At 45.5% G+C, this 21,047-nt stretch carries 20 protein-coding genes; 12 read left to right on the top strand and 8 right to left on the bottom strand.

The annotated features are described in order from the left end of the window. Window positions 1-45 precede the first annotated feature (45 nt). Window positions 46-177: a hypothetical protein gene (locus tag IJ23_RS25700; protein WP_258480658.1), complete on the bottom strand. Its 132-nt coding sequence runs from the start codon at window positions 175-177 to the stop codon at window positions 46-48. A 514-nt stretch (window positions 178-691) separates the two neighbouring features. On the opposite strand from IJ23_RS25700, the gene IJ23_RS05920 reads away from it, so the two are divergent. The 7 genes from IJ23_RS05920 (at window position 692) to IJ23_RS05890 (ending at window position 7,790) form a co-directional block, all read left to right on the top strand. Beyond that, window positions 692-1,504 (top strand): TIGR02594 family protein, encoded by an 813-nt coding sequence (locus IJ23_RS05920; RefSeq protein WP_017821644.1) that lies wholly within the window; start codon window positions 692-694, stop codon window positions 1,502-1,504. A gap of 2 nt (window positions 1,505-1,506) precedes the next feature. Further along, entirely contained in the window at window positions 1,507-1,941 is a 435-nt protein-coding gene (locus tag IJ23_RS05915; protein WP_033905713.1) for a hypothetical protein, read from the top strand. A 227-nt stretch (window positions 1,942-2,168) separates the two neighbouring features. Continuing rightward, window positions 2,169-3,302 carry an efflux RND transporter periplasmic adaptor subunit gene (locus tag IJ23_RS05910; RefSeq protein WP_025579324.1) on the top strand — a complete coding sequence of 378 codons (1,134 nt, stop codon included), beginning with the start codon at window positions 2,169-2,171 and terminating at the stop codon, window positions 3,300-3,302. Further along, window positions 3,295-4,566, top strand: coding sequence for a TolC family protein (locus IJ23_RS05905; RefSeq protein ID WP_017448389.1), 1,272 nt, complete (start codon window positions 3,295-3,297; stop codon window positions 4,564-4,566). The genes IJ23_RS05910 and IJ23_RS05905 overlap by 8 nt, the downstream gene beginning before the upstream one ends. Next, window positions 4,563-5,777, top strand: coding sequence for an ABC transporter permease (locus tag IJ23_RS05900; RefSeq protein WP_033905710.1), 1,215 nt, complete (start codon window positions 4,563-4,565; stop codon window positions 5,775-5,777). Before IJ23_RS05905 ends, IJ23_RS05900 begins: the two co-directional genes overlap by 4 nt. A 2-nt stretch (window positions 5,778-5,779) precedes the next feature. Then, on the top strand, window positions 5,780-7,063 hold the full coding sequence (locus tag IJ23_RS05895) for an ABC transporter permease (RefSeq protein ID WP_033905708.1): 1,284 nt from the start codon (window positions 5,780-5,782) through the stop codon (window positions 7,061-7,063). 22 nt (window positions 7,064-7,085) lie between these two features. Continuing rightward, window positions 7,086-7,790 carry an ABC transporter ATP-binding protein gene (locus IJ23_RS05890; protein WP_025767247.1) on the top strand — a complete coding sequence of 235 codons (705 nt, stop codon included), beginning with the start codon at window positions 7,086-7,088 and terminating at the stop codon, window positions 7,788-7,790. A gap of 65 nt (window positions 7,791-7,855) precedes the next feature. On the opposite strand, the gene IJ23_RS05885 is transcribed toward IJ23_RS05890, so the two are convergent. Together IJ23_RS05885 and IJ23_RS05880 are read right to left on the bottom strand one after the other, a co-directional pair. Next, window positions 7,856-8,539, bottom strand: a complete 684-nt coding sequence (locus IJ23_RS05885; RefSeq protein WP_033905706.1) for a hypothetical protein — start codon at window positions 8,537-8,539, stop codon at window positions 7,856-7,858. A 75-nt stretch (window positions 8,540-8,614) separates the two neighbouring features. Further along, on the bottom strand, window positions 8,615-9,532 hold the full coding sequence (locus IJ23_RS05880) for a leukocidin family pore-forming toxin (protein ID WP_005376731.1): 918 nt from the start codon (window positions 9,530-9,532) through the stop codon (window positions 8,615-8,617). A gap of 1,100 nt (window positions 9,533-10,632) precedes the next feature. Here IJ23_RS05880 and IJ23_RS05875 point away from each other — a divergent pair. Next, window positions 10,633-11,607, top strand: coding sequence for a DUF1852 domain-containing protein (locus tag IJ23_RS05875; RefSeq protein WP_017636059.1), 975 nt, complete (start codon window positions 10,633-10,635; stop codon window positions 11,605-11,607). A 30-nt stretch (window positions 11,608-11,637) separates the two neighbouring features. Continuing rightward, a complete protein-coding gene (locus tag IJ23_RS05870; protein ID WP_033905704.1) occupies window positions 11,638-12,666 on the top strand; it encodes a methionine synthase in 1,029 nt (342 codons plus the stop codon). Window positions 12,667-13,099: 433 nt separating this feature from the next. On the opposite strand, the gene IJ23_RS05865 is transcribed toward IJ23_RS05870, so the two are convergent. Together IJ23_RS05865 and IJ23_RS05860 are read right to left on the bottom strand one after the other, a co-directional pair. Then, entirely contained in the window at window positions 13,100-14,119 is a 1,020-nt protein-coding gene (locus IJ23_RS05865) for a DUF2955 domain-containing protein (protein WP_033905703.1), read from the bottom strand. Between the two features lie 9 nt (window positions 14,120-14,128). Next, window positions 14,129-15,193 (bottom strand): HlyD family secretion protein, encoded by a 1,065-nt coding sequence (locus IJ23_RS05860; protein WP_005376744.1) that lies wholly within the window; start codon window positions 15,191-15,193, stop codon window positions 14,129-14,131. A gap of 99 nt (window positions 15,194-15,292) precedes the next feature. Here IJ23_RS05860 and IJ23_RS05855 point away from each other — a divergent pair, with 99 nt between their 5' ends. Together IJ23_RS05855 and IJ23_RS05850 are read left to right on the top strand one after the other, a co-directional pair. Further along, entirely contained in the window at window positions 15,293-16,153 is an 861-nt protein-coding gene (locus IJ23_RS05855) for a LysR family transcriptional regulator (protein WP_033905702.1), read from the top strand. A gap of 150 nt (window positions 16,154-16,303) precedes the next feature. Then, window positions 16,304-16,846, top strand: coding sequence for a hydrolase (locus tag IJ23_RS05850; RefSeq protein WP_005457944.1), 543 nt, complete (start codon window positions 16,304-16,306; stop codon window positions 16,844-16,846). A 39-nt stretch (window positions 16,847-16,885) separates the two neighbouring features. Here the strand turns inward: IJ23_RS05850 and IJ23_RS05845 are convergent, their stop codons facing one another. The 3 genes from IJ23_RS05845 to IJ23_RS05835 form a co-directional block, all read right to left on the bottom strand. Then, window positions 16,886-17,782: a 1-aminocyclopropane-1-carboxylate deaminase/D-cysteine desulfhydrase gene (locus tag IJ23_RS05845; RefSeq protein WP_033905778.1), complete on the bottom strand. Its 897-nt coding sequence runs from the start codon at window positions 17,780-17,782 to the stop codon at window positions 16,886-16,888. Window positions 17,783-17,891: 109 nt separating this feature from the next. Then, window positions 17,892-19,178, bottom strand: coding sequence for a sensor histidine kinase (locus tag IJ23_RS05840; RefSeq protein WP_033905701.1), 1,287 nt, complete (start codon window positions 19,176-19,178; stop codon window positions 17,892-17,894). Next, window positions 19,175-19,852 carry a response regulator transcription factor gene (locus tag IJ23_RS05835; RefSeq protein ID WP_005389368.1) on the bottom strand — a complete coding sequence of 226 codons (678 nt, stop codon included), beginning with the start codon at window positions 19,850-19,852 and terminating at the stop codon, window positions 19,175-19,177. The genes IJ23_RS05840 and IJ23_RS05835 overlap by 4 nt, the downstream gene beginning before the upstream one ends. A gap of 152 nt (window positions 19,853-20,004) precedes the next feature. Between IJ23_RS05835 and IJ23_RS05830 the strand changes: the two genes are divergently transcribed. Continuing rightward, on the top strand, window positions 20,005-21,045 hold the full coding sequence (locus IJ23_RS05830) for a glycosyltransferase family 2 protein (protein ID WP_081886399.1): 1,041 nt from the start codon (window positions 20,005-20,007) through the stop codon (window positions 21,043-21,045). Window positions 21,046-21,047: the final 2 nt, after the last annotated feature.

The raw sequence follows: 21,047 nt of genomic DNA, 5'->3' as shown, positions 1-21,047 counted from the left end.
ATAAAAATCCGATATTCAAAATATTGAGTATCGGATTTTTTCTTTTTATTTTCTTGCTCTAACGGGAATAATAATGTGTGCGTATGGCATACCATTCCACATCACGTATGGGCCATCATAACTTGAACCGATGGGTAGATAGTCGAGCAACACTTGGTCTAGGGTAATAATCATCATGTGTGGTCCTTCCACAATCCATTGGTTATCGTCCGTTATTCCTTCTGAAAATGGGTCGGTGTTATTGGCGCCGCCATCACCCGCTAACATGCCAAAAAGTACAATTAACTGAAATGAAATTAGTTAAATAGTCAGATTAATAAATTAAAGCTCAATTTAATAAAAATTAAAGTTTGATAAATTTAATTATAGAGTGTCTTTAAAAAGGAAGTGTTATTTAAATTTAAAATAGTAATTGATAGTTTTACTATGTTAATTTAAGTGTTCATTTATAAACATTTTTTCGTCTATTAATACGCATGGTTTAAAACATCTTGGCTGTCCTGCTTTGAAGTGTGACCAAAAGGTGATAAATAGGTGTTTTTAGTGATATGAGCTGAGTTTATTTGTAATCTATATTTTCAACACCTAATTCCCTCGTATGGCTAATCGTATAAAACAACATTTTATCTTTATTGTTGTCACGCTAAAGCGTACTTTCTTAATTATATGATTAGTTATAAAGGTAACGAGAATGGGATTAAAAATCCGTGGCTCTGTTGGTATAAATGGCACTAATTCGAAAAATGATGTTAAAGCAGTTCAACAATTTTTAAATGATAACCAAAAGAGAATAGGTTTTACCCGACTGTTGGTTGTTGATGGCTCGTTAGGGCGGAGTCCTCATTTGTCGAAAACAGTAGAGGCAATAAAAGTGTGTCAGCGTAAGCTACTTTATATGGTAAAGCCAGATGGTCGGATCGATGTAAATGGTAGAACTCATCGTAAGCTCAATGGATTACCATCCTATAGTTCAGTGAAAAATGATCCTCATGATGCTCAAAAACTAGTAACCAAAGTGCCTTGGATGAAAACAGCGTTGGGAGAAATTGGACAAAAAGAAGTTTCAGGCACTAAGGCCAATCCAAGGATTTTAGAGTATTTTACAGCATCTAAGTTCTGGGGCACTGATGACTCTGGAGGTCAAAATGCTTGGTGTGGTTCGTTTGCCGCTTGGGTTTTTAAACAACACGGAATCACTCCAGTAAAAGAAGCTTATCGAGCAAAGGAGTGGAAGGGTTTTGGTAAAAACATCTCAGAACCTATACATGGAGCTCTAGGGATTAAATCGAGAAAAGGTGGTGGGCATGTTGCTTTTGTCGTGGGAAAGAGCCCTGATGGTAGGCATTTGTACATGTTAGGAGGAAACCAAAGCAACCAAGTCAATATAGCAAAGTACTCTATTGATGTCTGGGACAAGTTCGTAGTACCGAGTAACTACGATGAAACAAAAGGTACTTTACCTGTATATACAAAAGGCTCTGCCTTAGCAGGAACGGAAAGTTAAACATGAATAAATTTATAAGTTTGCTAGGCTGTGTGAGCTTATCAGCTTGTGCTTCACAGGGAGTGTACTCTCAGAATGAGGTACTCAAAGATGCGATATTTCAAACGCCCTATTCTGCAGTGGTGAAAATTACAGGTTTTGAAAAGTTTGCTGAACGCGAGGAAGATGTTCTCTTTAAAGTTCAAGCAGAAGTGATTCAGAAACTTCGTGGAGACGTTGGGTCTGAGATTACTTTCAGTATGTATGGCGAGCTAGGAGATGAGCCCAATATACACAATGATCCTGTCATTCTCACACTATGTCGTGATAAAGATACATATTATTGGCCTGGAACGGGGGCTGAGTTTGGGGCTAATCAAGAGAACATATTAAACGCTCAAGAAACAGCTGCTCACTTGGATACAGAACAGCGCCATTTTGCACATTGTTCAGAATGAAAAGGGTGGCGGTTGAAACGAGCGGTTACAGAGCATGTTAGTCGCCATCGTAGACAGCGTCTTTGCTGAATGATTCGTCGAGATTTTTTAGTCTTTGATTGTCAGAGGCGACTGACAAAACCATACCAACTGTGACAACCATACCGCTATTAAAGCAGGATATTATTCCTTCAACTTTGTGTTTTAGGAGTAGTCATTAGACTACCCAATAATTGTTGGAATAAATAATGACGAAACGTTGGCTTGTCTCCGCTGTGAGCATTGCGCTGCTCGGCGGTGGTACGTATTTCTATCTCCAATCTGCCGCTCAACCAGAATTGCTGCCTACATTGATTGTGGAAAAAGGCACGATTGAAAAACAAGCGGTGGCTGTTGGTAAAATTGTCCCTGCACACTCCGTGTCTATCAAGTCACAAATCGACGGTATCGTCGGTGAAATTTACGCGAAAGTTGGTGAAAAGGTGAAGCAAGGCCAGCCGCTGATCAAAGTGCGTCCAAACCCAACCCCCCAAGCATTAACGGATGCATCGGCAGAACTCATGCGTAGTGAAGCCGATCTGGAATCCGCCAAACAAAAACTGTCCAACTTAGAAAGCTTGGTCAAGCAGGACATTATTCCAAGTAACTACGACGAATACGTAAGTGCGCGCTCGGCAGTCAAATCTGCGCAAGCGGACGTATTGCAAAAGCGCCAGAATCTCGAACTCATCCGCAGTGGTGAGGCGTCTATCGGCGATGCGCGTTTAACGTCGACGATCTACGCGCCAATTGATGGCACAGTACTCAACCAGAAAGTAGAGGTCGGAGAACCGATCATCTCGACTCAATCAAGCCAAGCCGCGACTGAAATGATGTCATTGGCCGACATGAACAGTCTGATTTTTAAAGGTAGCGTCAGTGAGCATGATGCTGCGCAGTTGTCTCCGGGAATGCCCGTTATGTTGACGGTTGCGCCTTATCCTGATATGGCGATTTCTGGTGTGCTAACCAAAGTGGCGATTCAATCTGAGAACCTTAACTCACCAGAAGGCAACGCTTCGGCAAAAAGTTTTGATAACGGTTTTGAGGTTGAAGTGGGAGAACTCAAGATCCCACAAGATGTGTTGCTTCGTTCTGGTTTTTCATCGACGGCTCAAATCATTCTGAAGAAGTCTGAAAACGTGCTCACTCTACCGGAGCGCGCTCTGCAATTTGATGGTGACGCACCGAATGTTCTGATCCCCGATAGCTCAGAACAAGGGTTTCATAAACAACCTGTGAAACTCGGTCTGTCAGATGGCATCAATGTCGAAGTGCTTGACGGCGTGGAGCTTGATGAAGAGGTTATCGACAACAGTATGATGGGAGCGGCGCATGGTTAAGCTGCAACGATCAACAATCGCCTTTGCATTGTTGGCTGCCACACTCAGTTTGCCGACCTACGCAATTTCTATTGAACAAGCTTGGCAACAAGCAAAGCAGAACGATCCTAATTACGAAAAAGCGAAAATCGGCGTCCAGCTTGGCGAGGTTGGCGTACAGAGTAGCCGCAGTGCGTTATTGCCGGGTTTAAGTGCCAGTGCGTCAGCGGATTGGAATGAGTCCTCAAGCCATTCGAACAGTTACGGCGCTACCTTATCTCAAACTATTTGGGATAGCAGTTTGTGGTCGGAACTGGATCAAGCGAATGCCAATTATCTCAAAGCACAGTTAGAGCTATCTCAATCACATAACGAGCTTGCGCAGAAGTTGCTCACCGCTTACCTAGATGTGGCAAGCGCACAGGGCGACCTCAAATTGGCGCAGTCCAAGCTGGAGGAGGGGAAAGAACTTCTCAACATCATCGAGAAACGCTATCGAGCAGGCAAAGTGAAGTCGGTTGATGTCGAAGAGATGAGAGCGAATCAAGTCTCTGAGCAAGCAAGTATCCTCAATGCAAAAGCCGATCTCGAAGTGAAAAAAGCAGAGCTTGCGGCGTTAATCAATCAAATGCCGGAGAGTGTCGACCAAATTCGAACGGATTCTTTGATTCAGCCGCCGATGCTGGTGGACTCTCAGGAGCAATGGCTAAAGCTGGCTAAAGACAGCAGTCCAGAGCTGTTGGTGGCGGCGCAGATGGTGAAAGCGAGCGAGTTCGCGAAAGATTCAGCTAAAGGTGGATACTACCCAACCGTCAAAGGCAGTGTGGGCTACAGCGATGGTGACAATCGTTCAAACGGCGAGTTTAACGCTGGGATTAGTTTGAGTTTGCCGATTGACCTCAATGGTGCAGTGCGAGCGAAAGTGGACGAAGCATCGTTGAACATTTTAAGCGCCAAGCAAGATATGCGTAGAGTGGAAATTGATATTCAGAAACGAGTTATTCAGCAGTTTACGCAGGTCGATATCAACTGGAATCAAGTTTTGATAGCGAACGAGCTAGTTGAGTCGCGCGCCAGAGTGTTGCAAAGCAAAGAGAAACTTTACGACGCTGGCCTGCTTGAAGTGTCGGAAGTTATCAGTGCACACAACAGCTTGTTTGAGGCGAAAAACAGTCTGCAAACCAACTTGTACAGCTATTGGCGTAAGAGAATCGGCTTACTGCAAACCGCAGGGAAACTCGATGACGATACCATGGCGTTGATCTCTCGGGCTTTTCATTCATGAGCAGCCTGTTGCAGCAAACTTGGCAAACGTTGATGGCACACCGCATGAAGAGCGTGCTAGCCATTATCGCGATTGCTTGGGGCGTGATCTCTGTGGTGGTGTTAATCGCACTTGGCGAAGGCTTTTATCGCCATCAGACCCAGTCGTTTTCATTTATGATCAACAATGTGCAAGTGGTGTTTCCGTCGAGTACCAGTAAACCGTGGCAAGGGTTACCTTCAAGACGACAAATTGATATTCCACAAGAAAAAGTCGACATGATCAAACAGTCGGGCTTCGTGCAACAGGCGTCGAGCGTTTACGCCAAATGGGATGCGAATATCACCAATCTCAAAGGACAGAATTTATCGAGTACGGTCAGCGGTATTGATACGTCTTACTTTCCTTTAATGCAACGCAAGCTGCAATCCGGTTCGAGAAACCTGTCACCAAGTGATATGGACAACCACACTCGCGTGGCAGTGTTAGGCGATCAAATTGCGCAAATGGGCGGAATCCAAATCGGGGATAGGCTCAAAGTCAACGGCATTCCGTTTTTGGTGATTGGGATAACCGTTGGTGAGGACACTGGCATTTCATTCGGCGATAGCCGCACGGTTTTCATTCCTCAAACAACGTACCGCGATTTGTGGGATGCGAAACCTTGGATGGTATTGATGAAGCCGAGAGAAGGGATGGATGCATCGTCATTTCGACAAAATATCGTGAACTTTTTCGCCAAGCAGTTTCATTTTGACCCAAGTGATAAAGATGCGGTCGAACTACCCGATTTTAGTGAAGGTGCGGCGGTCATCAGTGGAATTTTGCGTGGCATTCAGATTTTTCTCGGAGCGAGCGGCGCGATGACCATGGCGGTCGGTGCGCTTGGTGTTGCCAACATCATGTTTTTATCCGTCACGGAGCGCACGCGTGAAATCGGTGTGCGTTTGGCGATCGGGGCGACTCAAAAATCCATACTCAGTCAGTTTATTCTTGAAGGGCTTATATTGGTAGCCGTGGGCACGGCATTAGGTCTGATGTTTTCGTATGCAGTGGTATCTGTCCTAAGCAGCATGGCATTACCGGAATGGATTGGTTTACCTGTGATCACGCCAGATTCCATTGCTTGGTCTTTACTTGTGACGCTTATCTTGGCATTGATGGCGTCGTATTTCCCAGCAAGGCGAGCATCGCGTCTCACGCCAGTCATTGCTTTGAGTGCGAGGGCCTAGTCATGTTGTTACCGATGAGACAAATTTTCCAAGAAATGGCTGCAGAAAAGCTGAGATTGGGTTTGACCATTCTGGCTGTAGCGTGGGCGACCCTCTGTATCGCTGCTATGTTGGCGGTAGGTGAGGGCATTCGTCAGGGCGTATTGAAAACCGCACAAAATGGTAACGGCAACTTGATTTATTTGACCGGAGGGATGGCCACCGTCGACCACGGTGCTTTTCACCAAGGTAAATTTCTGACATTAAAAATGGACGATTCAGAGGTCGTTCGAGCGTTACCCGATGTAAAAAGTGTTGCGCCAACTGCGAAGTGGAAAGAGCGCATCACCGTTGGTGATAGAAACTCGTGGCAAGAGCCGTTAGCGGTCACGAGCGAGTTTCAATCCATGACCAATTTGGTGCCGATGGCGGGGGGGCGATGGTTAAATCCACTCGATCAAAAAGAGACGCGCAAAGTCGTTGTACTGGGTTATGAACTGGCAGCCGACTTATTCAACCCGAATGAGGACTTTAGTTGGTTTGCGACAGTCACATTGCAAGTCAACCCTGTGGGGAAAAAGGTAAAAATCGGCAATGAGCAGTTCACCGTTGTGGGCGTATTGGAGAAAAACAGCGCCCAAATAGAACTGGGGGATCTTATCAACTATTCCAGCTTTGTGCCGTTAGCGACGTGGAAGCGATTTCATGTCAACGGTGAAATTGGTGGCATCAATGTGCAACCACAAGCCGATGTAGACCGAGAAGCCTTAGCAAAGACGATCAGGCAAGTGATTGCCCGTAAACACGGGGCAAGTGTCAGTGATGAACAGATCGTCCAAGTCGATGATATGTTCCTTAAGCAAAAGAGTATGCAGCAGTTTCTGATAGGTTTGCAGAGTTTCCTTGGCATTATCGGCTTCGTGACGTTAGCTGTTGCTGGTGTTGGCATCGCCAATGTGATGTATGCCACCGTAAAGCGATCTACGCGTGATATCGGTGTGCGCATGGCAGTCGGTGCAACCCCAACGGCTATTCGCATGCACTATTTAGTACAGTCTTTATTGACAATGATGATGGGGGGGGCGTTTGGGTTAGCCGTGACGTACGCGCTGGTGTCTGCCATCAGTTCCATTCCTTTAGAGGGCAATGCTTTTTATGAACAACTGGGTAAACCTGTCCCTGAGTTGTCGTGGGTCGTTGTCGCGATTGTCATCCTCACCTTAGTGATCATTGGTGTGGCATCTGCATGGTTACCTGCAAACCGAGCCGCAAAAGTCAGCCCGTTGGAGGCGCTACAAAGTGAATAACAACAATAACTCTGGAAAGAACATGTCGAACAAGCCGCTTGTTGAGCTGACCAACATCTGTAAATACTACTCAAGCGGGGAGGCGGAAGTTCGCGCGCTAGACGGCGTTGACTTAACCATTAATCAAGGCGAGTTTCTTTCGATTCTTGGCCCGTCCGGTTCAGGCAAATCAACGTTGATGAACATGCTCGGCTGTTTAGATAAGCCCACCGATGGCAAGTACCAACTTGGCGGCCAAAACGTCGCAAGTTTAAGTGCGAATGAGCTGGCTGGCATTCGTAACCAAAAGATCGGATTTGTCTTCCAAAGCTTTAACTTATTGGAATACGCGACGGCGCTTGATAACGTGGCACTGCCGTTGGTTTACTCTGGTATCAAAGCCAAAGAACGTCGCCAGCGCGCAGCTAAATTGCTAGAGCAAGTCGGGCTAGGGGATCGTTTAGACCATAAACCAAACCAGCTTTCTGGTGGTCAAAAACAGAGGGTCGCGATTGCAAGAGCCTTGGTCAACGATCCGCAAATCATCTTAGCAGATGAACCAACGGGTGCATTGGATTCAAAATCCGGCGCAGAGATTGAAGCCTTGTTCAACCAACTCCACGCCGAAGGTAGAACGCTGATCATCGTGACGCACGATAACGCTCTGGCAGAGCGCACTAAACGCATCATCACCATCAAAGACGGCAAGGTGATTTCGGATAGGGTGCCGGTAAGTAGGGAGAAATGAGCTTTTCTTAATTGAGAACTGAGTTTTAAGGGAAATAGCGATACAGAGGCTATCTCCCTTTACTTTTATTCGCGATGTTCGTTTTGTCTCTCTTTTATCAAGTCATGCTTTTTTTCTTTAAGTAGAGTGATTGCGAGCTTAGTGTCCTCAATCAATTTACTGTTATCGTTGAGATCTTTGCTCTTCAAAGGCAAAACTAGATAATGAATGCTGCCATCTGCATTCTGTACTCCGGTAGCGATGATGACATCACCTTCAGACGCCGTACCAAAATACTCTGATACGACTTTGGTTTCGCTGACACCGTAGCTATCCAAATAGGATGACTCCGTATTGTCAAACAAGATAGGAACCCCTTGCTTAGCTAATGTTCGCAATTGTTTTTGCTTTTTCTCGTCGAATGGATAGTCGTTCGTACTGATGTAACTTACCTGTTCAGCTTCAATAAAATCGTACAGTTCATTGCTCAGTTCATTTAATGGGGCAGATATCCAAGGTGTAGCTGGAATGACGTCGGAAGTATCATCATTGCGACTTAGTGGTGTTGGAGCGGTAACAACCTCTTGAGCAGCATCGCTCTCAGGAGGCGTTACACTTATTGTCGCAGCGTCTTCTGTCTTGATTTGCTCATCAAGGCTTGCAACAGGTTCGGTCTGGGCATTCTTGTTATTTGAATTAATTAGAAACATGGCGAGTACTGCACCAAGTGCTAGCGCCGATCCAGTCAAGAGTTTTTTGTTACTTGTCATGTGTCATGTCTTACCGTTTATTTCATTAGTAAATATAGCGGCCACTTATTTATTCCGTGGCCGCAGGCTAATAAGTTAGTGGTAGAGATCGTCATTCCAAGAGATAGTTACGGCTCGGCTAGTCTCTGTCCATTGACTGCTATCACGATTTTTCTTCCAGGTATTTTCTGGTGTGGTATACCAGCTACACCAGTCGCGACCAAAGTAGTAATTGGTTTTTCGCCAACCAGCAACCAGCTTGACCTCTGATGTATCTAGGCCATCTTGAATGTCATTTTTTCTATATACGACGCCGACTTGTGGTTTAAAATCTGAACGCATAACGACAGGTAACTCATTGTAATCTATCAAATTACCCATGTCACAACTGGTCCAACGATACAATAACCAGTCTTTAGCTGGCGTATTATGGCGGATAGTCTTGTTTTCAATTAACCAATTAATGCTTTCGTTAGCTTGGTTAAAATCGGCGACCGTTTGAAACTCGGGCTGGTCGTACGTTACACGGTTGCTCCAGGAGATTCCCCCACTAATATTTGGAGAAGTAGAAGCACTGAATCCAAGGTTAAAATCTAGAGACTCACTGACAGATGCCGTTGCAATGGTGTTTTCTGGAGCATGGCTCATGTGGCGTAAAGGGGCGCCATTTAAATAGCTCAGTGCCAGCTTAAAAGCCGTTGGAACGGTGTAACGGTAATCTCCCCCAGTAGCAAAACCATAGATTTGTTCTTTGTTTGGAACATTAGTCATGTCGAAGCCAGAACCGCCATTTAGGATCAACTTGGCTTCTTTAGCGCCATTTGGTAGCAAAGATTGGTTCCAGACATTTTCTAAAGAATAAATTAAGCGGATTTTTTTCGAGCGTGCATCACCATCATCAAGCTGAAGCAATGTCGAAGTGTAAGATTTCAATGTATCTTCAGCATGTGCTGGTGCTAAAGAACCAAGTAAAGCGAGTGCGATAATACTCGCGGAAAGATGCTGTTTTTCCATTATTTTTTCCTATTAGTCAGCCCATAAAGACTTTTGTTTTAAACCATCTTGATGGGCACTTTATAATTATGGACAGGTTATAAATTCAAGCTCAATAAATGAGCGGTGAAATAGTGCATCTTGTTTTTTATTAAAAAAAGAAAAAGGATAGATTCGTGGGATTAATGTCTCATAGTTTTTAAATTCACCACTCAACTATAATAAATAAGAATTTGGTTATTAAGTCTTGTCTTTTTAAGTTATTGCTTAATTTTAATTTTCTAATGTTGTGTTGAGATTTTCTATTGATAAAAGTGAATTTTATAAATATTAGCCATGTTATTTTTGGGGTTTTTGTTATACCAAATTAAGTAAAGTATCGTTATGTGGTTATCTCGGGTTTATGGGCTTAATTCAAATTAAAACAGTGGTTTATGTTTTTTTGTTATTATTTTTTTAGAGCTTAATGTAATAGTTTAGTGATAAAGTCCGTCAATGAAGTTGCCATGTTCGTGTATGAAGTTATATGTGCTTTTACAGCAGGAAATTAAACTTTACGTTTAAGATGGTAAAGATAGAAAAAGAAATAAATAAGATTATTAAATAATCATGTTTCGAGAATATAAAATGTAACGTACTTCTAATTAAACGAATGCTTGAATAAACGATGGAGTGTGAAAAGTGCTATTTAAGTTACGCTGCCCTATATTCCAGTAGGTGCCTTGTTCATACAATGCGTTTTCTCGGCTTAAACTGGTTTACGTACTGCTAATCTCTTATCCGTTTCTTAATTACACATATTGGCAATATGCTCGCCAAGTTACGTGTATTGGTGTCAATGAAAAACAGTATCTACGATAGCTCTCTCAGGGTTGGAACTGCCACTATGAATTTCCTTCATGTTCAATGTGAAACAATACCAATATTACTCAACTCGTGAAGCAAGTATAAAAAAAGGACTGCTCTGGTGTTAGGCACTGCGACGGTCGTTTTTTGTACGAACCGTTCGTCGTAAGTGCTGTGCAACCTAACGATTGGGAAAACCAAAAAACAAAAAATGTCCCCATGCACAGAGTTAGGAAAAGTCTGCTTTATCTAAGGAAATAGGATACCAACTCACGATGAATAACGATTTCACATTTGCTATCAAAAGCATTCGCTTTGATGAGAATTACCAACCATCAGACAACACGCGAATCACTACCAACTTTGCTAATCTGGCTCGCGGAAACTACCGCCGAGAGAATCTGCGCAATGCGCTCCGAATGATCGATAATCGTTTTAATGCGTTGGCATATTGGGATAACGCGCAAGGTGACCGCTACTCAGTTGAACTTGAAATCATCTCTGTTGATATGGATATCCAAGGTAGTGGAGAAGCATTCCCATCGATTGAAGTGCTCAAAACTAACATTGTTGACCACAACACTAACGAGCGTATCGAAGGCATTGTGGGCAACAACTTCTCTTCATACGTGCGTGATTACGACTTTAGCGTTTTGCTGTTGGACCACAACAAAAACCAGCCACAGTTCAGTATCCCAGCGAACTTCGGTGATTTGCATGGCAAACTGTTCAAAGCTTTCGTTAATTCTGAGTCTTACAAACAGCATTTCAAAAAGCTGCCAGTGATTTGTCTGAGCGTATCGGACAACAAAGTATACCGACGCACCGAAAATCAACATCCTGTTTTGGGCTTTGAATATCAGCCGAACGAATCTTCGTTGACGGAGCAGTACTTCAAAAAGATGGGCTTACAGGTGCGCTACTTTATGCCACCAAACAGTGTCGCACCATTGGCATTCTATTTCTTCGGTGACTTGCTGAACGACTACTCAAACCTAGAGCTTATCAGCACGATAAGCACGATGGAGACATTCCAGAAGATTTACCGACCTGAGATTTACAATGCCAACGCGGTTGCCGGTAATTGCTACCAGCCAAACCTAAAAAACCTAGACCACTCGCTAACTCAAATCGTTTACGACCGAGAAGAGCGCAGCCAACTGGCGATTGAACAAGGGAAATTTGCCGAGGAGCATTTCATCAAACCTTATCAATCTGTGCTTGAACAATGGTCTGCAAACTACGCGTAATCGACAACGAGAATCTAGAAAGGAATGACGATGAAAACACTATTACCGACTTCAACGGCTGGCAGCTTACCGAAACCTTCTTGGCTGGCCGAACCAGAAAAACTTTGGTCACCGTGGAAACTGCAAGGTGAAGAACTGATTGATGGCAAACGCGATGCGCTACGTGTCGCTTTGCAAGAACAAGAACTGGCAGGCGTTGATATCGTCAGTGATGGCGAGCAAACTCGCCAACATTTTGTGACGACCTTTATTGAGCATTTAAGCGGCGTAGATTTTGAAAACCGCAAAACGGTGACCATTCGCAACCGTTATGAAGCAAATGTTCCGACTGTGGTTGGCCCAGTAAGCCGCACAAAGCCCGTGTTTGTTGAAGATGCCAAGTTCTTGCGTCAGCAAACTAAGCAACCTATCAAGTGGGCGCTGCCAGGCCCTATGACGATGATCGACACACTTTATGATGATCATTACGGTAGCCGTGAAAAGCTGGCTTGGGAATTTGCGAAGATCCTCAACCAAGAAGCGAAAGAGCTTGAAGCGGAGGGTGTCGACATTATTCAATTCGATGAACCTGCGTTCAATGTGTTCTTCGATGATGTGAACGAATGGGGCATTGCGTGTTTAGAGCGTGCGATTGAAGGGCTGAAATGTGAAACTGCAGTGCACATCTGCTATGGCTACGGCATCAAAGCGAACACGGATTGGAAGCAAACGCTAGGCACTGAATGGCGACAATACGAAGAAATATTCCCTAAATTGCAGCAGTCAAATATCGATATTATCTCGCTTGAGTGTCATAACTCACGAGTGCCTATTGAGTTACTTGAGTTGATTCGCGGTAAGAAGGTGATGGTTGGTGCGATTGACGTCGCTACCAACGAAATTGAAACGCCAGAAGAAGTGGCGAACACACTGCGAGAGGCGTTGAAGTACGTTGATGCCGACAAGCTTTACCCATGTACCAACTGCGGTATGGCGCCTTTGTCTCGTGAAGTATCGACCGCTAAGCTCAATGCGTTAAGTGCGGGTGCGGAGATCATTCGTAAAGAGTTGGTGGGTTGATATTAATACTTAGGCTCCGCACCATGAACTAAAATTAGGGTCATTCTAGCGAGTTTAAATGAGACTAGGAATCGGTTTACTGCTCGCTAGGAAATGACGATAACTTTCGCACTTCAAAGCAGTCGGTGAGTAGATCCTGAATCACGCTCGTCCCTCACTGTTCAGGATGATGGATGTTGGAAGATACATTGCTCGCCATCCCTCAGGTATTAGAGCAGCTCTAAGGTAGGGTCATTCCAGCGAGTCTAGACGAGACTAGGAATCTGATTACAGCACGCTAGGAAATAGCGATAACTTTCGCACTTCAAAGCACTCGGTGGGTAGATCCTGAACCACGCTCGTTCCTCGATGTTCAGGGTGACCGTTTTAAATAAAAATGCCGCTCACAGTAAAGTGAGCGGCATACATTTCCCGTTTCCAGCCTCGGCCAGATTTAATTCAACTCTACGTTCTTAATCTCAGGATGCTTTAGCAACATCACACGAATCCAGTGATGCACCACCCACATCACCATCGCGGTGAGCAGAACCGCAACGAAAATCGAGCTGAAACGGTACAAGATCGAAAAGAACGCGTCTTTTTGTTCTGGCACCAACGAGGTCGTCAGCGGAACCGATAGGGCAGACATGGCAGAAAACGCGATAGCCGCTTTAATTTGCCCCTTGGTGAGCCACAAGCAGAATGGCCCCATTGCAATGGTAAAGGCGAGCCAAAAGAGTAGCCCATGCCCATACCAACTGCCCAATATCAGCTGAACAGCCATCCCTGCGATGCAGCCTAGTGCGGTGCCGATGATGCGAATTTTTGCCATGGCGAGCGAGCCCGCTAAAGTCATTGGGGTTAGGATGATCAAAATGGAAGCTTGTGCGGATAGCGAGTCATATAAGTCCGCTACTTGGAATACGATAAACGCAGCCATCGCCACTACCCAACCCATAGCAACTTGGCTGATGTAGTCAATATCGCTTTTTACTGGGGTCGACATCTCAAGGTGCTCGGCGGGGGATTTTGGCTCCGGGAACAACCAATACGCGAATGCGCAAACAAAAATATTGCTGAACGCCATCACCCACATGTTGACGTTGAACTCTTCAATATCCATGAAGTTATAGCTGGCAAAATTCAACACAATTGAACCCACCAACAGCCCCATGTAACCAAACAAATAGGTTTTCTGGTTCATCATTGCAATGCACTTGAACAGCATCATAATTCCGACGGCAACGGTCATTAATGTTGGATGAAACTGCAAGTATTCCAGCAAAAATGTGGCTTGTATGGTTGTCCACACCGCAGAGAAAAACACGATCAATAAAGCCGAAATATTAAAGTTGTCCATTTTGCCCAATATAAACAGCGGCATCATGATGGCAAAAAATCCGTAAGACCAACCGAAGATCATGCTTAGCGCGAGCCCTAAAGAGCAGCCGAACCAAATTCGTAAGGTTTTCATTGTCGCCGCCTAGTAAATGAAGTGGAACCAGCTTGCGAGGTGAATCTGTGCTTGCGCCATCAACTGCCAGAAAATGCTGTTGTCTGGGTACAAAACAATGGTAGCGCGAGAGCCGACAAACAGTGCTGGTGGTAACTCTTCGCTGCTGGTTAGGTTCACTCGTGTACGCTGCGCATCACGTACCCAGCGGTTGTTCACTTCCACTTTGGTCAGTGCGCCATTAGGCGTTTGTTGTGCGGCTGCTACACCGTAATCGCGGCTAGCTAAATCAAAGTCGTACACCGAACCTGGGTTGGCATCAAATGTGACCAAGGCGTGGAAAGTCTTGTCTACGTTCGCGACGGACTTTTCACGAAAATCAGCGGCTACCCAGAGTGATCCTGTTGGTACAAACGTCAGCAATGGCATGTTGGTGTTTGCCATCGTGCCAACTTCTAGTTGCAGGTTGGTCACGACACCATCACTGGGAGCGAGTACCGCGGTATTTGCCAAATCAAGTTGCGCCTTTTCGATGCCGTTTTTGGCAATTCGAACGGCGGTGCTTTGACCTTTTTGATCGCCTAATTGCGCCTCAATGACTTTTAAGTTTTGTCGTTCCGCTTTAAGCGCTGCACGTGATACCTGATTTTGGGCAAAGGCATTATCGAGTGTCGATTGAGAGATGACTTTCTGCTTCGATAGTGTCAGTAAGCGGTTGTACTCGCGGTGTGCATTATCAAATGTCGCTTGTGCGCGGGCAATATTGGCAAGAGCGGCTTCGCGTTGAGAATACAGCGTTGCTTCTTTTTCATAAGCGGATTGCAGAGACAGCTCCGCCTGTTCAAGTGCTATCTTGTATTTACGATCATCAATCGTAAACAACACATCGCCTTTTTGAACGGACTGGTTATTCTCGATGAGAACGTCGGTCACTTTACCAGATACCTCGGGCGCGACTTGGACAACGTATCCTTGTACTCGTCCTTCGGTCGTTAAGGGGGCGTGGCGGTCAGCAATGATAATGTACAAAAATAGTACGATGAACAGGACAATCAAAGTTCGCATCCAGTGTTTGAATTTTTGGTCAGCCGTCATTACAAGTTCCGTTAAACATATTGGATAGCGGATTATAGAGAAGTCACTCACAATTCAGTAGAATGATAATACGAACATAAATGACCTAAAAATAGGACAATGAACGTTAATTTTGATGATATTTACCTATTCACTCAGACGGTGGTTCACGGCGGTATAAGTGCAGCGGCAGAGGCGAATCAACTACAACGCTCAAAAGTGAGTCGTCGTCTGCAAGAATTAGAGAAATCGCTCGGGGTACAGCTTTTGATTCGCACAACACGCAGCATTGAGTTGACGGAGCACGGGAAACGCTTGTTTGAGTTGGTGGGGCAGCCTATTGACCATATTCAGCAAGGTTTAAATGCCATGCACGAATATCAACAAGAGCTGACGGGCAAGGTGCGTTTAGCCATTCCTTCCGTATTGATGAGCTCTGCCGCGTTTAACGCGATCATCACCGAGTACACAACGCGGTATCCGGAGATTTCGGTCGAGATTGAAAACCATCAAGAGAGTGTCGATCTCAAGCGTCAATCGTTTGATTTACAGCTTCTTCCGAGCGTGGTCAAAGTCACCGATGACAGCTATGTGCAGTTCAGTCTTTTGCCTTATCGTAGTCACTTTGTTGCGTCAAAAGCCTATCTAGAATCGCATCCGCCAGTAAAAACGGTGGAAGATCTTAAGCAGCATCGCCTTTTAACTAATCGTTACAATGCCGATTTGCTCGATTCAGATCTGCATGTGGCGTTGCGTTCGGATGACCTCAACTTGCTGCGCTCGATGGCGATAGCAGGAAACGGCATCGCGTTTATTCCTCAAATTCATTCCAAGCCTGCACTGAGAGACGGTTTGTTGGTCGAGGTGCTGCCTCAATTCGCGCATCCGAAGCAGCATCTTACTCTGATTTATCCCTCGGCCTTATTTCTGCCCAATAAAGTCAAAGCCTTGATTGAACTAATTCGAGAGAAATTTAAATAGTCAGTTCAAACCACTCTTACCTAAGGGCAAATGTGTGAGCGAAGGTCATCTTTCTAGGTTTTATTGCTCTAACATGAAAGGGTTCTGATACATTAACTTTTGCTCAACTTGTTGAGTATGGTTTGTGGTCGCACAAAATAGGAGATGGAAATGTTATCGAAAGGAAACACGGGCCTGATTGTGGTGGATGTTCAGGGCAAACTCGCTACATTAATGCATGAAAGCGACGCACTGATTGAAAATATCACGAAACTGGTAAAGGGCGCCAAAGCACTAGATTTGCCTATTCTGTGGCTAGAACAGAATCCAGAAAGGTTGGGCCCAACCGCGGAGCCGATTCGTGAAGTGCTTGAAAGCACGCATTTACCTATTACCAAGTACACGTTTGATGGTTGCAAAGAGGCGACGTTTAAGGTCGCGGTGGAGAACGCGAAAGTTGATACCTGGTTGGTTTGCGGTATTGAATCCCACATTTGCGTCTATCAAACCGCGGTTTCTCTGCGCCAGTCCGGTTATCGCGTTGAATTAGTCACGGATTGTGTCTCTTCCCGAACCGCTGCCAATAAAGCGCTCGCTCTTGCGAAGTTAACCGCTAACGGTGTGGTGCTCACTGGGTTAGAAATGTGTTTGTATGAAATGGTCGAAGATTGCCGAGCACCTGAATTCAAAGAAATTCTGGCGCTCATCAAATAGTGGAATCACTGTAATCAGCAACAACTTTATTTGAACACGCTATTCAAATTCTCGTTGATATCTTGGCAACATCGACTCGTTGCCAAGTAACCCGCCTTGGTGAATATAAATCACCGTTTTATCTGTGTTCTCTTCCAACCAAGGGGTGAGGCATTGCCACATATACGGGTCGTATAACAGGTCAAATTCGAGGTCGGTTTGCTCAAAGAGTGCTTTCCATGTGATGTAATCTTCTTCGTACAAGCGACCAAAATGGTGTTTGTTGCGCACGGTTAAAATGGTTGGGTGGCTGTTTTCACCGAGCTGGTTGAACTGCTCAGTTAAGTAATCTGCATCGCCTACGCAAGGGCAAGTTAGCACTTCTATGCCGTGTGGGCTTAAATGTTTATGAAGATATAAAGCCGTCGTGCCAGTACCTGATGGCAGGGCGACCGTAAACTGCTCTTTACCTCTCAATCGCGTCCAATCAAGAATTTCTCGTGCTAACTGTTTGATGCCAGCTTCAGCGAGGTGGGAACGTCCACCCTCTGGAATAAGTAATGTCGACTCATCTAATCTTCGTACCTGGTGGACGTATTCAATAGGGTGGAGTTCGCTACCGATGTCTTGCATGGCGGTGATTTTCATACCCAAATCGAGAGCGCCGCGATAGTTTCCGATGGGGGAGCTTTTTAGCCAAGATGGAATGTGATGAACATAAAACTCAAATGCCCAACCTTTAATCTGGGCGAGAGCCGCTAGCGAGTACATGGCATTAGATTGAGCGGAGCCAAAGCTTATTAACGTGGTGATGTCGGGATTTTGCTCTTCCATTAACGTCATAAACTTACGTGCCTTGTTCCCAGAAAAGTGGGAGTGGAGCATGTCGTCACGTTTAAGGAAAAATTTGCGCCCATTAAAGCTATGTTGGGTGATAGGACTTTCTGAGAGTTTCATGTCGATGCTGACGGAATAAACCGTGTCACCTTTGCCATTTAAAAAGGGCGCGTAGTGTAACGCCATTAAACCCAGATAAAAAGTCTGTGTGTCAGTACAACCATTTCGGTTATTCTTGATGCTCTGACGAAAGGTCAATCACTGCCTCACATCCACCCTCAGAATGTGTATCAATAGTGAATTGCCAGCCATAGCGTCGGCATAAGTCATCCACAATCATCAAACCTAATCCGTGCCCATCTGAGTGCGGAATGGTCGAAAAGCCTTCACCTTCATCGCGCACCGAAATGGTGTTTTCATCCATATTGATATGAATTGATCCCGATGGTGTCGCGGCGATGCCGTTGCGAATCAGGTTGCCAAGAATAATGGTCAACACGGCATTGGTTGCGCGCGTTCTTGGGTTGCCGTCGATCTGTACATCAAAGCTGAGTGCTTTCTCATCCGCCTGAGCTTGGCTTTGGAAGATGATTTGGTTGAGCTCTTCTTCGGTGATGCTGCGCACTGGTGAATCATCTGCATTACGTTCGTAACGCACTAAGCCGAGTAGGGCATCCACCATGGTCGACATCTGCTGCGTTGCATCCTGAATTCGATTCACTTGGCGGGTTTGGAAATCCGCGTTCGCACTTCTCGCCAGTAAGCTGCTTGAGCCTTTCATCACGGTTAATGGTGTGCGCAGTTCATGACTCGCGTATCGTGCAAAGGCTTGCTCACGCTTGATGACTTGATTGATTTTATGGCGGTACTCATTCAACTCATCCGCAAGGGTTTGGAACTCTTTGGCCGAGCCCTCAGGCACACTAAAGGTCTGCGTAGCATCGCCTTGGTGATGATCGAGTTGAGTTTTAAGCGCATTGACGGGTTCAATTAAGCGCTGTGACAAACGCAGTAACAGGCTACCAAACAGGAACACCAGCACGGCGACAATGGACAACACCATAGCGACAACGAGAATGAATTCCTCTGAGGTGATCTCGATTTCATCAATCAAGGAAACCAGAATCACAGGATGTTCAACGCCTTTGTAGGCGTAAGTGCTCATGTAAACCATGCGCGAGTATTCACCGTCTTCTACTTCATCAAGAAAGTGCTTTTGGCCAATCAGGTATTTTTGGTAGCGCTCGGCAACCAGTGAGATGTCGTTGTAAGCGGTGGTGAGCAAGTCAAGCTGAATACTGCCTTGCTCTGGGTGGGACTGGAAATGTTCAATCGCTTCTTTTTTGTCGACCATAATACGACGCTCGCCCACGCGGTCTTCAGACCAAAGCAGGGAGCCGGTAATCAACAAAAAGCAGAAGATGCCAATCACGACCGACACAAAAGAGAAAAACAGAGCGAGCCGTCCTGTCATACTTTGTGTGCTTTGCGTGCTAGCAAGTAAGCGATTGATCATGCACCTGTCTCCAAGCGGAAGCCAACTTTCGGCACGGTGATAAGCACATGTTGTTCAAATGGCTTATCAAGTTGGTTACGCAGTTGGTAAATATGGCTGCGCAGAACGTCATTGTTCGGCTCGTTCTCTTGCCAAAGTTGGAAGGCGATTTCTTCACGTGTTACTACGTCTGGCGCGCTTTTCACAAGCATTTCCAGAATGGTGTAAGTGGTGGGGTTTAGCGCCAGCAGTTTATCTTGGCGGTAAGCTTTACGCGTTTTTTGGTCGATAGAGACTTCGCCGTATTCCAACTTACTCGACGCGACAGTACCACGGTAACGTCGGATCAGCGCCATCATACGCGCTTCTAGAATATCCAAGTCGAAAGGTTTGGTCAGATAGTCATCCGCACCGTGTTGGAAGCCTTTGAGCATATCGTCACGGCTATCAAGTGCAGTCAGCATAAGCACTGGTGTGTTGTTGCCCGCGTCGCGAAGTTTATTACACATGGTCAGGCCATCCATGCGTGGCAGCATGAGGTCGAGCAAGATGATATCGAAGGTGTTTTCCATCGCCAGCTTCAAGCCGAGCTCGCCGTTGTCTGCATAATCGAGTTCCATACCTGCACACTCAAAATAATCGAACAGCATGCCTGCGATTTCTCGATTATCTTCGACTAAAAGTACGCGTTTCATGTATTTCTCTCCAAGTGGGCAGGTGTTCGAAAATAACATTTCGTATTAACCGAACATTATTCACTAAGGACGTGAAAAAGATGTCAATAACATCTCTTTCACGTTGATGTTTGTAGACTGGATTCATTCATCGGATTTAGTGGAAGAGTAGCATGTCAACCTTCAACATTCACGCTGCAACCTTTTCAAAGGTGAGCCAACACACTGAGCCTAAAACAGTTTTGTCTGTTGTGGTGCCATTCTTTAACGAGCAAGAAGTCTTACCTGAATTTCATCGTCGTTTAGCCGCCGTTTTGGATGAAATGCCAGAACATTGCGAAATCGTCTATGTCGACGACGGTAGCAAAGACGACAGCCTAATGATCGCGCAAAACTTTTCTCAATCTTCTAGCGACGTTCGTTGTATTGCACTAAGCCGTAACTTCGGCAAAGAGTCCGCCATGAGTGCGGGGCTGGAACACTGCCAAGGTGAAGCGGTGATCGTGATTGATGCTGACTTGCAAGACCCGCCGGAGTTAATCCCGCAAATGGTATCAAAATGGCGTGAAGGGTATGACGTGGTGAACATGCAGCGCAGTGAACGCCACGGCGAAACTTGGTTCAAACGCTTCTCGGCCGCTTGCTTTTACAAAGTGCTGAATAGCATGGCGAAATTGGATGTGCCTGAGAATGTGGGCGATTTCCGTCTACTGAGCGCAAAAGTGGTCAAACACATCAATGCGCTGCCAGAACGTAACCGATACATGAAAGGTATTTTTTCTTGGCCGGGTTTCAAGCAAGTGACGGTTCAGTTTGAGCGTGACGCTCGTTTCTGTGGTGAAACCAAATGGAACTACCTCAAGCTGATTGGCCTTGCAATGGACGGCATTACCTCGTTTTCCATTCGTCCTTTGCGTTTAGCGACACTTGCCGGTGCATTGGTGGCGTTCAGTGCCTTTATCTATGGCGCATTCATAGTGATGAAAACTGTTGTATTTGGTGAGCCTGTCACTGGCTACCCATCCATGATGGTCGTCCAACTTGCATTGGGCGGTGTGCAACTGCTGTCGATTGGCCTTTTGGGCGAATACATTGGCCGCATTTTTATCGAGACCAAGCAACGTCCTCTTTATCTTGTTCAGTCTGTTTACGAGCAGCCTGCAAAACATCAATCCATCCAAACCATGAAGTTTAAACTGGGAGAAACCGCGTAATC

The organism is Vibrio sp. OY15 (assembly GCF_000742455.1).
Lineage (GTDB): Bacteria > Pseudomonadota > Gammaproteobacteria > Enterobacterales > Vibrionaceae > Vibrio > Vibrio alginolyticus.
Note: the sequence above shows the minus strand (reverse complement) of the source record. Positions and strands in the feature narration are given on the sequence as shown.

Coding starts and splice junctions, on each gene's coding strand:
- IJ23_RS25700 (WP_258480658.1), bottom strand. CDS start 177: ATGATGATTATTACCCTAGACCAAGTGTTGCTCGACTATCTACCCATC.
- IJ23_RS05920 (WP_017821644.1), top strand. CDS start 692: ATGGGATTAAAAATCCGTGGCTCTGTTGGTATAAATGGCACTAATTCG.
- IJ23_RS05915 (WP_033905713.1), top strand. CDS start 1,507: ATGAATAAATTTATAAGTTTGCTAGGCTGTGTGAGCTTATCAGCTTGT.
- IJ23_RS05910 (WP_025579324.1), top strand. CDS start 2,169: ATGACGAAACGTTGGCTTGTCTCCGCTGTGAGCATTGCGCTGCTCGGC.
- IJ23_RS05905 (WP_017448389.1), top strand. CDS start 3,295: ATGGTTAAGCTGCAACGATCAACAATCGCCTTTGCATTGTTGGCTGCC.
- IJ23_RS05900 (WP_033905710.1), top strand. CDS start 4,563: ATGAGCAGCCTGTTGCAGCAAACTTGGCAAACGTTGATGGCACACCGC.
- IJ23_RS05895 (WP_033905708.1), top strand. CDS start 5,780: ATGTTGTTACCGATGAGACAAATTTTCCAAGAAATGGCTGCAGAAAAG.
- IJ23_RS05890 (WP_025767247.1), top strand. CDS start 7,086: ATGTCGAACAAGCCGCTTGTTGAGCTGACCAACATCTGTAAATACTAC.
- IJ23_RS05885 (WP_033905706.1), bottom strand. CDS start 8,539: ATGACAAGTAACAAAAAACTCTTGACTGGATCGGCGCTAGCACTTGGT.
- IJ23_RS05880 (WP_005376731.1), bottom strand. CDS start 9,532: ATGGAAAAACAGCATCTTTCCGCGAGTATTATCGCACTCGCTTTACTT.
- IJ23_RS05875 (WP_017636059.1), top strand. CDS start 10,633: ATGAATAACGATTTCACATTTGCTATCAAAAGCATTCGCTTTGATGAG.
- IJ23_RS05870 (WP_033905704.1), top strand. CDS start 11,638: ATGAAAACACTATTACCGACTTCAACGGCTGGCAGCTTACCGAAACCT.
- IJ23_RS05865 (WP_033905703.1), bottom strand. CDS start 14,119: ATGAAAACCTTACGAATTTGGTTCGGCTGCTCTTTAGGGCTCGCGCTA.
- IJ23_RS05860 (WP_005376744.1), bottom strand. CDS start 15,193: ATGACGGCTGACCAAAAATTCAAACACTGGATGCGAACTTTGATTGTC.
- IJ23_RS05855 (WP_033905702.1), top strand. CDS start 15,293: ATGAACGTTAATTTTGATGATATTTACCTATTCACTCAGACGGTGGTT.
- IJ23_RS05850 (WP_005457944.1), top strand. CDS start 16,304: ATGTTATCGAAAGGAAACACGGGCCTGATTGTGGTGGATGTTCAGGGC.
- IJ23_RS05845 (WP_033905778.1), bottom strand. CDS start 17,782: ATGAAACTCTCAGAAAGTCCTATCACCCAACATAGCTTTAATGGGCGC.
- IJ23_RS05840 (WP_033905701.1), bottom strand. CDS start 19,178: ATGATCAATCGCTTACTTGCTAGCACGCAAAGCACACAAAGTATGACA.
- IJ23_RS05835 (WP_005389368.1), bottom strand. CDS start 19,852: ATGAAACGCGTACTTTTAGTCGAAGATAATCGAGAAATCGCAGGCATG.
- IJ23_RS05830 (WP_081886399.1), top strand. CDS start 20,005: ATGTCAACCTTCAACATTCACGCTGCAACCTTTTCAAAGGTGAGCCAA.